This window comes from Stenotrophomonas maltophilia group sp. Smal17 (genome assembly GCF_030237045.1).
In the GTDB taxonomy this organism is placed as follows: Bacteria; Pseudomonadota; Gammaproteobacteria; order Xanthomonadales; family Xanthomonadaceae; genus Stenotrophomonas; species Stenotrophomonas forensis.
Window position 1 is genome coordinate 1 of record NZ_JASJSU010000067.1, and the last position, 12,813, is coordinate 12,813.

The following is a 12,813-nucleotide window of genomic DNA, read 5'->3' on the forward strand; positions in this document are numbered from 1 at the left end:
GCTGAACAGCCCCCCCCCATGAACCCGTCCTTCCATCGTTACGACGTCATCGTCATCGGCGGTGGCCACGCCGGCACCGAAGCCGCGCTGGCTGCGGCCCGTACCGGCGTGCGCACCCTGCTGCTGACCCACAACATCGAAACGGTGGGGGCGATGAGCTGCAACCCGGCCATCGGCGGCATCGGCAAGGGCCACCTGGTCAAGGAGATCGACGCCCTCGGCGGCGCGATGGCGCATGCCGCCGACCGCGCCGGCATCCAGTGGCGCACGCTCAACGCCTCCAAGGGCCCGGCCGTGCGCGCCACCCGCTGCCAGGCCGACCGCAACCTGTACCGCATGGCGATCCGCGCCATCGTCGAAGGCCAGGCCAACCTGACCGTGTTCCAGGCCGCCGTCGATGACCTGGTCATCGAAGGCGACGCCGTGCGCGGGGTCATCACCCAGACCGGGCTGCGCTTCGACGCCGAGGCCGTGGTGCTGACCGCCGGCACCTTCCTGGCCGGCAAGATCCATGTCGGCCCGACCCAGTACGCTGCCGGCCGCATGGGCGACCCGCCGGCCACCACGCTGGCGGCGCGCCTGCGCGAGCGCCCGTTCCAGGTGGACCGCCTGAAGACCGGCACGCCGCCGCGCATCGACGGCCGCTCGCTGGACTACAGCCTGATGGACGAGCAGCCCGGCGACACGCCGCGCCCGGTGATGTCCTTCCTCGGCTCGGTGGACGAGCATCCGCAGCAGGTCAGCTGCTGGATCACCCATACCACCGAACAGACCCACCAGATCATCCGCGACGCGCTGCACCGCTCGCCGCTATACAGCGGCCAGATCGAGGGCATCGGCCCGCGCTACTGCCCCTCCATCGAGGACAAGGTGGTGCGCTTTGCCGAAAAGGCCAGCCACCAGATCTTCGTCGAACCCGAGGGCCTGGGCATCGTCGAGATCTACCCCAACGGTATCTCCACCTCGCTGCCGTTCGACGTGCAGCTGGAGATGGTGCGCAGCATCCGCGGCTTCAGCAACGCGCACATCACCCGCCCCGGCTACGCGATCGAGTACGACTTCTTCGATCCGCGCGGGCTGAAGGCCTCGCTGGAAACCAAGCTGGTCAACGGCCTGTTCTTCGCCGGCCAGATCAACGGCACCACCGGCTATGAAGAAGCCGCTGCACAGGGACTGCTGGCCGGCCTCAACGCCGCACGCCAGGTGCGCGGGCTGGACGGCTGGTGCCCGCGCCGCGACGAGGCCTACCTGGGCGTGCTGGTGGATGACCTGATCACCCACGGCACCAACGAGCCGTACCGCATGTTCACCAGCCGCGCCGAGTACCGCCTGCAGCTGCGCGAGGACAACGCCGACCAGCGCCTGACGCCGGCCGGCCGCGAGATGGGGCTGGTCGACGACCGCCGCTGGAACGCGTTCGCGACCAAGCAGGCCGCGGTTGCCGCCGAGCGCGCACGCCTGGGCGCACTGTGGGCGACCCCGGCCAATGCGCTGGGCCGCGAAGTGCAGGACACGCTTGGCGTGGCGGTCAGCCGCGAAACCAACGTGCTGGACCTGATCAAGCGCCCGGAGCTGGACTACGCGCAGCTGATGCAGGTGCCGTCGCTGGGCCCGGCCGTGGCCGACGGCAAGGTGGCCGAGCAGGTGGAGATCGGCGTGAAGTACGCCGGCTACCTGGACCGCCAGCGCGAGGAGATCGAGCGCCAGCAGCGGCATGAAGCCACGCCGATTGCCGAAGCCTTCGATTACGCCACGGTGCGTGGGCTGTCGGCCGAAGCGCTGCAGAAGCTGGAGCGTGTGCGCCCGCAGACCATCGGCCAGGCGCAGCGCATCCCGGGCATGACCCCAGCGGCGATCTCGCTGCTGCTGGTGCACCTGGAACGCGCCCGCCGCGGCCGAGTGGCGTAGGCAGCACCCTCCGCTTCTGGTGGGTGCCGACCTTGCTCGGCACGAATCATCTGATCGCGATGCTGCATGCCTTTGTGCCGACCAAGGTCGGCACCCACCGGAGCGGAAGACGCACGCACCCGCGCTAGCGCGTTATCGCGCGTCGGCGCCCCCGCCCAGCACCTTGAACAACGTCACCCGGTTGCCTGCCTCCTGCTGCTGCAGGGCGATCAGGTCCTGCTGCGCGGCATACAGGCTGCGCTGCGCATCCAGCGCCTGCAGGTAGCCGTCCAACCCGGTGCGGTAGCGCGCATCGGCCAGCGTGTAGCTGCGCTGGCTGGCGGCCACCAGCGCCCGCTGCGCGTCCATCTGCGTGGCCAGGTGATCGCGCACGGCCAGCGCATCGGCCACTTCACTGAAGGCCTGCTGGATCGCCTTCTCGTACTGCGCGATGCCGATGTCCTTGCCGATCTTCGAGGCATCCAGCGAAGCCTTCAATGCGCCCGCGTGGAAGATCGGTGCGGTGATGCTGGGTGCAAACGACCAGCCACGGGTGCCGGCCGAGAACAGCGTCGACAACGCGGTGGAGCTGTGGCCGTAGTTGGCGGTGAGGGTCAGCGTCGGGAAGAACGCCGCGCGCGCGGCACCGATATCGGCATTGGCCGCCTGCAGCGCGTGCTCGGCTGAGAGCACGTCCGGGCGCTGCAGCAGCACGCCCGACGGCAGGTTGGCCGGCAACGGTGCCAGTGCCACGCTGCCATCCAGTACGTGCGCGCTGGGCAGCAGCGCGGCATCCAGCGGTGCCCCCACCAGCAACTGCAGCGCATCACGATCCTGCGCCTGCTGGGTCTGCAGCCTGGCCAGCGCACCGCGCGCGGCCTCCACGCTGGTCTGCACCTGCGACAGGTCCAGGCCCGAGGCCAGCCCCTGTGCATGACGGGCCTCGGTGCGCTGCAGGGTCTGCTGCTGGCTGTCCAGGGTCTGTTGCGTGAATGCCAGCGACTGCTCATCGGCGGCCAATGCCAGCCAGGCCGTCGCCACTTCGGCCACCAGGCTGGTACGCGCTGCACGCTGGTTCTCGGCGCTGGCCAGCCAGTTCTGCAGCGCTTCGTTGTTCAAGCTGCGGATGCGCCCGAACAGGTCCAGCTCCCAGCTGCTGATGCCGACCTGCACGGCATCGGCTTCGGTTATCTGGGTGGCCCCGGTCTCACTGTTGGCATCGCTCACGCGCGAGCGGGTGACGCTGCCACTGGCGTCCACCGACGGCAGCCATGCCGCACGCTGGATACGGTACTGCGCCCGCTCTTTTTCGACCTGCAGCACCGCCACGCGCAGGTCGCGGTTGTTCTGCAGCGCCAGCGCGATCACCTGCTGCAGGCGCGGCTCCACGAACACCTCGCGCCAGGCCGGCATCGCCAACCCCGAATCGGCCTCGCCTGTTGCAGCATTGCCGAACTGCGCCGGCACCGGCGCCTCGGGGCGCTGGTAGCGCGGCGCCATGCTCACGCAGCCTCCCAGCACGGTGGTCATGGTGGCGGCCGCCAGGGCGCGCAGCAGCATCGGCTTCATGGGCTTGCCTCCGGGGCAGTGGCTTCGGCCGGCGCGCGGCCCGGGAACAGGCGGCGCACCAGCAGGTAGAACAACGGCACGAAGAACATGCCCAGCACCATCGAGGCGACCGTACCGCCGGCCACGCCGGTACCCAGCGAACGGCGCGCGGCCGAGCCGGCACCGGTGGCGAACACCAGCGGCAGCACGCCCATCAGGAACGCCAGCGAGGTCATCACGATCGGCCGCAGCCGCAGGTAGACTGCCTGCAGGATCGCCTCGCGGGTGGTCTTGCCCTGCTGCTCGAGGATGCGCGCGAACTCGACGATCAGGATGCCGTTCTTGGCCGCCAACCCAATCGTGGTCAGCAGGCCGACCTGGAAGTACACGTCGTTGTTGAGGCCGCGCAGGTTCATCATCAGTACCGCACCGAACACGCCCACCGGTACCGCCAGCATCACCGCGAACGGTACCGCCCAGCTTTCATACAGCGCGGCCAGGCACAGGAACACGAACAGCAGCGAGATGGCGTACAGCATCGGCGCCTGGTTGCCCGACAGCTGTTCCTGGTAGGCCATGTCCGACCACGCGTGGCTGAAGCCTTCCGGCAAGGTGTCGGCCAGGCGCGCGATCTCGGCCATCGCCTCGCCGGAGCTGACACCCGGCGCTGGCTGGCCGGTGATTTCCATCGCCGACACACCGTTGTAGCGCTGCAGTGCAGCCGGTGCGCTGGTCCAATGCGTGCTGATCAGCGACGACAGCGGCACCATCTGCCCGGCCTGGTTGCGCACGCTCCAGCGCTCGATGTCCTGCGGCTGCATGCGTGCTTCCGCCGTGCCCTGGATGAACACCTTCTTGATGCGACCCTTGTAGATGAAGTTGTTGACGAAATCGCCGCCCAGCGCGGCATTCAAGGTGTCATTGACGTCCTGCGGATTCACGCCCATGGCCTGTGCCTTGGCATCGTCCACCTTCACCGCGTACACCGGCGCGTCCTCCAGGCTGGCGTAGCGCACGTTGACCAGCTTCGGATCCCTGGCAGCCTCCTTCAGCAGCGTGTTGCGTGCGGCCACGGCGGCGGCATGGCCGGCACCGCCCTCGTCCTGCAGTTCCAGGGTGAAACCGCCGGCATCGCCGAGGCCGAGGATGGCCGGCGGCGAGGTGATGAACACCTGTGCATCCGGCACGCTGGCCATGGCCGCGGTCAAGCGCGCGGCGATGGTATCGGCATCGTCCTTGCGGTCGTCCCAGTCCTTCAGGCGGATGAAGGCCTGGCCGACGTTCTGGCCGCTGCCGGTGACACTGAAACCAGCGGTGGCCTGGATCGAGAGCACGCTGTCGTCCTTCACTGCGGCGGCACTGAGGCGATCCATCACTGCACGGGTCTGCTCCAGCGTGGACCCGGCCGGCAGCTTCACCAGCGCGTTGAGCATGCCCTGGTCCTCATCGGGCAGGAACGCACCCGGCAGGTGCCACAGCAGCAGGCCGGTGACCACGCTCAGCACCAGGTAGAACAGCACGCCCAGCATGCGCCGGCCAAGAAAACCATCCACACGGCGACGCAGCCCATTCGACGTGCGCTCGAAGCGATGATTGAACCAGATGAAGAACTTGCCCAGCAGGCTCGGTTCGCCGCCGTGGTCGCCGTGCGGATGCCCGCCCTTGGGAATCTGGTGCAGGATGCTGCCGCACAGGGCCGGCGTAATGGTCATCGCCACCAGCACCGACAGGATCATCGCCGCAGCAATCGTGACCGAGAACTGGCGATAGATCACCCCGGTGACACCGCTGAAGAATGCCATCGGCAGGAACACTGCAGTCAACACCAGCACGATGCCGACCAGCGCGCCGGTAATCTGGCCCATGGCCTTCAGCGTGGCCGGCTTCGGGGCCAGCCCTTCGAAGGTCATCACCCGCTCCACGTTCTCCACCACCACGATGGCATCGTCCACCAGCAGGCCGATGGCCAGCACCAGCGCGAACATGGTCAGGGTGTTGATGGAATAGCCGAACGCGGCCAGCACGCCGAACGTACCCAGCAGCACCACCGGCACCGCGATGGTCGGGATCAGCGTGGCCCGCCAGTTCTGCAGGAACAGGTACATCACCAGCACCACCAGGATGATCGCCTCGATCAGGGTGATCACCACTTCCTTCAGCGAGATGGTCACGAACGGGGTGGTGGTGAAGGCCACGTGGGCGGTGTAGCCATGCGGCCAGTACTTCTGCAGCTGCTGAAGCCGTGCATCGATGGCCTTGGAGACGGCGATGGCATTGGCACCGGCATTGAGCTCGATGCCCAGCGAGGCTGACGGCTTGCCGTTGAAGGTACTGATGCTGTCGTAGCTCTCCGGCCCCAGGCCGATCGTTGCCACGTCGCCCAGGTGCACGACGCTGCCGTTGGCATCGGCCTTGAGCACCACCTGCGCGAACTGCTCGGGGGTGTGCAGGCGGCTGCGCGCGGTCACGGTCGCGTCCAGCTGCTGGCCCTTCAGTGCCGGCTGGCCCCCCAGCTCACCGGCCGACACGTCGGTGTTCTGCGCCTGCAGTGCGGTCTCGACATCCGACGGCATCAGTGCGTACTGGCGCATCTTTTCCGGGTCCAGCCAGATACGCATGGCGTATTCCTGGCCGATCGGCTGGATGTTGCCAACACCACTGACGCGGCTGATCTGGTCATCGATGCGCGCTTCCATGAAGTTGGCGACATCGAAGTTGTCCATGCTGCCGTCTTCGCTGGTGAACGACAGCACCTCGAAGATCGAACCACTGGACTTGGTGATGGTCAGGCCGTTCTGCTGCACCGCTTGCGGCAGCGTGGCCATCGCGGCCTGCAGCTGGTTCTGCACCTGCACCTGCGCCGTATCCGGATTGGTGCCAGTGGCGAACACCAGGTTGACCTGCGCCGAGCCATCGGAAGCACTGGTGGAGGTCATGTACATCAGGTGGTCCAGGCTCTGCTGGGACTGCTCGATGACCTGGGTGACCGCGTTTTCCACGGTCTGCGACGAAGCGCCGGTGTAGGTGGCGCGGATGGTGATGGTGGGCGGGGCGATCTGCGGGTAGCGGTCCACCGGCAGGATCAGGATCGCAAGCAGGCCGAGCAGGCTGACCGCGATGGCGATCACCCAGGCGAAGATCGGCCGGTCGATGAAGAAACGAACCATGCGCGGCAACCTCAGTGCGACTTTTCGTCGGTGTTGCCGTTCGGGTCGATCGCCGGCATTGCTGCCAGCTGCGCGGTGGTGGCCGCCACCGCCTTCACCTGCTGGCCCAGCGCTACCGCACTGCCGTTGCTGACGATCACCCGCTCGCCGGCCTTCAGGCCCTGCGTGATCTGCCACTGGTTGCCCACCACCTGGCCGGTGCTGACCCGGCGCTCGATGACGTGGTCCTTGGCGTCGAGCAGGCGCAGCAGCGGCTCACCGCGCTCATTGCGCACCACCGCCTTCTGCGGCACCAGCAGCGCGCGCGCATCGGTGGCCATCGGCAGCACCGCCTTCAGGTACATGCCCGGCAGCAGCAGTCCGTCCGGGTTCGGAATGACCGCGCGCAGCACTACGTTGCCGGTACCCGGATCGACCGCGCTGCCGACGAATTCCAGCGTGCCTTCATGGGCATAGGTGCTGCCATCCTCCAGCACGACCTTCACCTGTGCCTTGCCATCAATGGCCTTCACCAGGCCGGCGTCGAGCTGCTTGCGCAGCGCCAGCATCTGCGTGCTGGACTGGGTGACATCCAGGTACACCGGGTCCAGCCGCTGGATGGTGGTCAGCGCGGCGTCCTGGCCCGCGGCGACCAACGCGCCGGCAGTGACGCTGGAGGTGCCGATACGGCCGTCGATCGGTGCGGTCACCCGCGTGTAGTCAAGGTTGATGCGGGCCGCCTGCAGCGCAGCGCGCGCAGCGATCACGTTGGCCTGCGCCTGCTTCAGCGCAGAGGTGGCATCGTCGGCGTCCTGCTTGCTGGCCGCGTCCATGCTCACCAGCGCGCGGGTGCGCTCGGCCTTCGGTTGCGCCGACAGCACGCTGGCCTCGGCCTGGGCCAGCTGGCCCCGCGCGGTGTCGAAGGCCGCCTGGTACGGCGCCGGGTCGACCTGGTACAGCAGCTGGCCGGCCTTGACCTGCTGGCCTTCGGTGAACAGCCGCTGGCGGATCAGTCCACCGATCTGCGGCCGCACCTCGGACACTTCGAACGGCACTGCGCGGCCGGGCAGGGTCTGCTGCAGCGCCAGCGGCTGCGCGCTGGCGGTGATGATGCCCACTTCAGGCGCGGCCGGCGCTTCGGTCCTGCCGGCGGAACAGGCTGCCAGGGCCAGCAGCAGCGGCAGCAGCAGGGGATGGGAAGAACGGGACAGCGGGCGCGGGAGTGACATGGGGGCGTGGGGGCCTTGCGTTGACCCGGGCACGCTGCCGTGGAACTGTGCAGAGAATATGGAGATTGTGCGACCGGCTCAGCTGGCGCTTGCTTTCGGCGCCGCATGCGCCGCTAATGGCCCCCGCGATGGCGAAGATTCGACTCAAATTCGGCCTGACCGCGAAGACCTTCCTCGCGATCTTCACTGCCTGCCTGCTGGTGCTGGCGGTGAACGGCATTGCCAGCCGCGTGGCATTCCAGACCGGCTTCCTGGACTACCTCAACGATCAGGGCGACCTGCGCATGCAGCGCCTGATGCCGCACCTGCAGCGCGAATTCCGCGAGCACGGCGGCTGGGACCACCTGCGCGGTGACAGCGATCGCTGGGCGCGGATGCTGCGCCCGGACCTGGCGCATGGGCATGAAGGGCCGGTGCCACCACTGTCCGACCAGACTGGCGTTCCGTCGCGGCTGGGCCTGTTCGATGCACGGCACCGCTACGTGGCAGGCAATCCCGACGCGACCAGCGATGACGAGCCGCACGCGGTGCAGGTGGACGGGCACACGGTGGGCTGGCTGGGCATGGTGCCGTTCCAGACCGTCATCGCCACCAACGACCTGAACTTCTACAACACCCAGATGCGCGCCTGGTGGGTGATCGGCATCTCGCTGCTGCTGGTGACGGTGCTGCTGGCGTGGCTGGTGTCACGCGCGCTGCGCCAGCGCCTGGCCAAGCTCGCGGCGGCCACCCACCGGCTCGCCGCCGGCGACTACGCCACCCGCATCGAGCGCACCAGCGATGACGAGCTGGACGCACTGGTCAACGACTTCAACCGGATGGCGCAGGCGCTGGACGATACCGAGCGCAACCGCCGTGCCTTCATCGCCGACATCTCGCACGAACTACGTACGCCGCTGGCGGTGGTGCGTGCCGAGCTGGAGGCGATCGAGGACGGCATCCGCCCGCTGGACCGCGCCAATCTTGGTGCCCTGCAGGGCGAGATCCGCCAGCTTGGCAAGCTGATCGACGACCTGCACGACCTGTCGATGACCCAGTCCGGCGGCCTGGCCTACCGTTTCGCCCCGCTGGACCTGGTGGCGCTGCTGCGCAGTGAACTCAATGGCATGCGCGTGCGCTTCGCCAATGCGGGCCTGGCGCTGGAAGAAGACCTGCCGGCCGGCCCGCTGCCTGTCTCCGGCGATGAGCGGCGCCTGCAGCAGGTGCTGGCCAACCTGCTGGAGAACGCGCTGCGCTACACCCATGCCGGCGGCCGCGTACTCGTGCAGGCCGCACGGGTGCCTGCCGGCGTACAGCTGATCGTGGAAGACACCGCACCGGGCGTGCCGGCGGAAAAATGTGCGCTGCTGTTCGAGCGCTTCTACCGGGTGGAAAGCTCGCGCAATCGTGCCAGCGGTGGCAGCGGACTGGGCCTGGCGATCAGCCACAACATCGTTCTTGCCCACCATGGCCAGATCCACGCCGAACCCTCGCCGCTGGGTGGGCTGCGCGTGGTCATCACCCTGCCGGAGCCTGCATGAGCACCTCCCCCGCCAGCACATCGCCCGCCGCACCGGCGAAGATTCTCATCGTCGAGGACGAACCGCGCCTGGCCGCCGTGCTGCGCGACTACCTGGCCGCAGCGGGCATGGTCAGCGAATGGGTGGATGATGGCGGCCAGGTGATCGACACCTTCGCGCGCTACCAGCCCGATCTGGTGCTGCTGGACCTGATGCTGCCGCAGCGCGATGGCGTGGACCTGTGCCGCGAGCTGCGCGCCAACAGCGATGTGCCGGTGATCATGGTCACTGCGCGGGTGGAGGAGATCGACCGCCTGCTGGGGCTGGAGATCGGCGCCGACGACTACATCTGCAAGCCGTTCAGTCCGCGCGAGGTAGTGGCGCGAGTGGTGGCGGTGCTGCGCCGCTGCAGGCCGGACCCGGCCGCGCGCGCCAACAGCGGCCTGCACATCGACGAACCGGCCGCGCGTGCCACCTGGAACGGCAAGGGCCTGGACCTGACTCCGGTGGAATACCGCCTGCTGCGCACCCTGCTGGCCACGCCCGGCCGGATCTGGGCACGCGATGAACTGCTTGACCGCCTCTATCTGGACCACCGCGTGGTAGTCGACCGCACCGTCGACAGCCATGTGCGCAACCTGCGCCGCAAGCTCGCCGACGCCGGCATGGACGGCGAACCAATCCGTTCGGTGTACGGGATGGGTTACAGCTACGAACCCTAGCGAACGGGTAGTGCCGGCCGCTGGCCGGCAACTGCATGACTCCAGGCATGTTCATGAGGTTGCCGGCCAGCGGCCGGCACTACCCCGCGGCAGGCACGCGGCGTGCGGACCACGCAGGTATCATCGTCGCGAATGCCCTGATTTTCGGAGACACCGATGAACCCGCTGCGCCCCTTCCGCGACAAGATGCCCGTCCTCGGCGAGCGCGTGTACATCGATCCGGCCTGCACCGTCATCGGTGACGTGGAACTGGCCGACGACGTGTCGATCTGGCCGGGCACGGTCATCCGGGGCGACGTCAACTATGTGCGCATCGGTGCGCGCACCAACGTGCAGGACGGCACCATCATCCACGTCAGCCACCACAGCCCGTACAACAAGGCCGGCTACCCGACGCTGATCGGCGAGGGCGTCACCGTCGGCCATGGCTGCATCATCCATGCCTGCACGATCGGTGATTACAGCCTGATCGGCATGGGCGCCTGCATCCTCGACGGAGCCCGCGTGGAGCGCCACGGCTTCGTCGGTGCCGGTGCCGTGATCGGCCCGGGCAAGGTGGTCGGCGAGGGCGAACTGTGGGTCGGCAACCCGGCGCGGCCGGCGCGCACGCTGAGCGACAAGGAGATCGAATCGCTGCATTACTCGGCCGACCATTACGTGCGGCTGAAGGACGAATACCTGGGCTGAGCGGCCAACGCCGCCATGCGGCTCTGCTAAAGTCTGGGCCCGACCAGGATCTGTCGAGACCCCCATGCCTGTGGCTGCCTGCCGGAGAGGACTCCGGCGCCCACATCGAAGGCCATCGCGCTGATGGCCGCACCGATGCTCGACACCTACCGCGAGGTGGTGACGCCGGAGGGCGTGCTGCTGCAGTTGCCGGCGGCCGGCCCGCTGCCGCGGGCGATGGCCTGGCTGGTCGATCTTGGCGTGCGCGTCGCCGTGCTGGTGCTGATGTCGATTCCGCTGGCGCTGCTGGACACGTTCGGTTCCGGCCTCTACCTGGTGCTGATGTTCCTGGTCTACTGGGCCTACCCGATCGTCTGCGAGGCGCTGTGGGGCCGCACCCTCGGCAAGCGCGCGCTGGGGCTGCGCGTGCTGTCGCGCGATGGCGCGCCGGTCGGCTGGATGGCATCGATCACCCGCAACCTGCTGCGTACCGTGGACATGCTGCCGTTCGGCTATGCACTGGGCCTGGTCAGCAGCCTGTTCGACCCCCATGGCCGCCGCCTCGGCGACCTGGTCGCCGGCACGGTAGTGGTGCATGCGCCCGCGCTGTACCTGCCGCCGCCGCCGACCATCGACAGCGTGCTGGCCCCGCCGCAGCCGCTGCGCCCGGATGAACAGGCGGCGTTGATGGCCTTCGCCGAACGCGCGCCGCGGCTGTCGGCGGCGCGCCAGCAGGAACTGGCCGGAATCGCCGAGCCGCTGACCGGCGCGCAGGGCCAGATCGGCGTGCTGCGCCTGTATGCCATGGCCAATTGGCTGCTGGGGCGGCGATGAAGCAGGAACAGTTCGTCGCCCGCTACCAGCAGGAATGGCAGGACCTGGAGCAGTGGCTGCTGCTGCGTGCCGGTGCCTCGCGCCGCGCCCGCCGCAAGGCCAGCGGCCTGGCACTGGATGACACCGCCTTCCCGCAGCGTTACCGGCGCCTGTGCCAGCAGCTGGCGCTGGCCCGCGAGCGCGGCTACAGCCCACAGCTGGTGCAGCGCCTGCAGCAGCTGATGCAGCAGGGCCACAGCGTGCTGTACCGCACGCGTCCAACGCGCTGGCGCGCCGCGCTGGAATTCCTGGTGGCCGACTTCCCGCTGCTGGTCCGCAGCCAGGCGCGCAGCATGTGGGTGGCGCTGGCGATGTTCGCGCTGCCGGCACTGGCCTGCTTCGTGCTGGCCCAGGTCTATCCGGACCTGATCCACATGCTGATGGACAACCGCCAGATCGCCGCGATGGAGCGCATGTACGACCCCGCCGCCGAGCGCCTGGGCCGCAACAGCGGTACCGACTGGATGATGTTCGGCCACTACGTCATGAACAACATCAGCATCGCCCTGCGCACCTTCGCCAGTGGCCTGCTGGCCGGGCTGGGCACGCTGCTGGTGCTGTCCTTCAATGGCGTCACCATCGGTGCGGTGGCGGGCCACCTGCAGCACATCGGCTACGGCGGCCCGTTCTGGCGCTTCGTGGCCGGGCATGGCGCGTTCGAGCTGACCGCCATCGTTATTGCCGGTGGCGCCGGACTGCAGCTGGGCATGAAGCTGCTGGCACCGGGCCGGCGCAGCCGGCTGGATGCGCTGGTCGACGGCGGCCGCATCGGTGCACGGCTGTGCCTCGGCGTAGCCTTCATGCTGCTGGTCGCCGCCTTCATCGAAGCGTTCTGGTCATCGATCGCCGAAGTGCCGGCATGGGGCAAGTTCAGCGTGGCCGGCGTGCTGTGGGCTGGCGTACTGCTGTGGCTGTGGCGTGGCGGACGCGGAGCCGGCGATGCGCATTGACCACCTGGACGTGGTGCTGCGCGCACGCAGCAGCTGGGAAGCCATGGAGCTGGGCAGCGCCCTCGCCCGCCGTCACGCGCGTGCGGTGTGGGGCAGCTGGCTGCTGGCCAGCGTGCCGCTGTTCGTGGTCTTCAACGCACTGGGTTGGTGGCTGGATGCGTTCGGCTGGGCGTGGCTGGCGATGTGGTGGTGCAAGCCGCTGTTCGAACGCGCGCCGTTGTACGTGTTGTCACGCGGCATCTTTGGAGAACCGGTGGGCACGCTGGCGGGGGGGGGGGGGGGGGGGGCGGGGG

At 68.4% G+C, this 12,813-nt stretch carries 9 protein-coding genes and 1 pseudogene; 7 read left to right on the plus strand and 3 right to left on the minus strand.

What is annotated here, in order from left to right:
* Positions 1-18 precede the first annotated feature (18 nt).
* Positions 19-1,908 carry a tRNA uridine-5-carboxymethylaminomethyl(34) synthesis enzyme MnmG gene (gene mnmG, locus QRO93_RS15665; protein ID WP_180881018.1) on the plus strand — a complete coding sequence of 630 codons (1,890 nt, stop codon included), beginning with the start codon at positions 19-21 and terminating at the stop codon, positions 1,906-1,908.
* Positions 1,909-2,040: 132 nt separating this feature from the next.
* Here mnmG and smeC read toward each other — a convergent pair whose 3' ends face one another.
* The 3 genes from smeC to smeA are packed head-to-tail and all read right to left on the minus strand — an operon-like array spanning position 2,041 to position 7,810.
* A complete protein-coding gene (smeC, locus tag QRO93_RS15670; protein ID WP_180881017.1) occupies positions 2,041-3,456 on the minus strand; it encodes a multidrug efflux transporter outer membrane subunit SmeC in 1,416 nt (471 codons plus the stop codon).
* Positions 3,453-6,602 (minus strand): multidrug efflux RND transporter permease subunit SmeB, encoded by a 3,150-nt coding sequence (smeB, locus tag QRO93_RS15675; protein ID WP_180881016.1) that lies wholly within the window; start codon positions 6,600-6,602, stop codon positions 3,453-3,455. Before smeB ends, smeC begins: the two co-directional genes overlap by 4 nt.
* An 11-nt stretch (positions 6,603-6,613) precedes the next feature.
* Entirely contained in the window at positions 6,614-7,810 is a 1,197-nt protein-coding gene (gene smeA, locus QRO93_RS15680; protein ID WP_180881015.1) for a multidrug efflux RND transporter periplasmic adaptor subunit SmeA, read from the minus strand.
* Between the two features lie 116 nt (positions 7,811-7,926).
* On the opposite strand from smeA, the gene baeS reads away from it, so the two are divergent.
* The 6 genes and pseudogenes from baeS to QRO93_RS15710 form a co-directional block, all read left to right on the plus strand.
* On the plus strand, positions 7,927-9,330 hold the full coding sequence (gene baeS / locus QRO93_RS15685; protein ID WP_180881013.1) for a sensor histidine kinase efflux regulator BaeS: 1,404 nt from the start codon (positions 7,927-7,929) through the stop codon (positions 9,328-9,330).
* Positions 9,327-10,031, plus strand: a complete 705-nt coding sequence (locus tag QRO93_RS15690) for a response regulator (RefSeq protein ID WP_180881011.1) — start codon at positions 9,327-9,329, stop codon at positions 10,029-10,031. Before baeS ends, QRO93_RS15690 begins: the two co-directional genes overlap by 4 nt.
* A gap of 156 nt (positions 10,032-10,187) precedes the next feature.
* Positions 10,188-10,718 (plus strand): gamma carbonic anhydrase family protein, encoded by a 531-nt coding sequence (locus QRO93_RS15695; protein ID WP_006475442.1) that lies wholly within the window; start codon positions 10,188-10,190, stop codon positions 10,716-10,718.
* A gap of 123 nt (positions 10,719-10,841) precedes the next feature.
* Positions 10,842-11,531, plus strand: a complete 690-nt coding sequence (locus QRO93_RS15700) for an RDD family protein (protein WP_006475444.1) — start codon at positions 10,842-10,844, stop codon at positions 11,529-11,531.
* The gene (locus QRO93_RS15705) at positions 11,528-12,520 is read left to right on the plus strand and encodes a stage II sporulation protein M (RefSeq protein WP_180879474.1); all 993 of its coding nucleotides are present in this window, start codon (positions 11,528-11,530) and stop codon (positions 12,518-12,520) included. The genes QRO93_RS15700 and QRO93_RS15705 overlap by 4 nt, the downstream gene beginning before the upstream one ends.
* A pseudogene (locus QRO93_RS15710) lies at positions 12,510-12,813 on the plus strand (DUF4129 domain-containing protein); the annotation flags it as partial. The gene QRO93_RS15705 and the pseudogene QRO93_RS15710, both read left to right, overlap by 11 nt.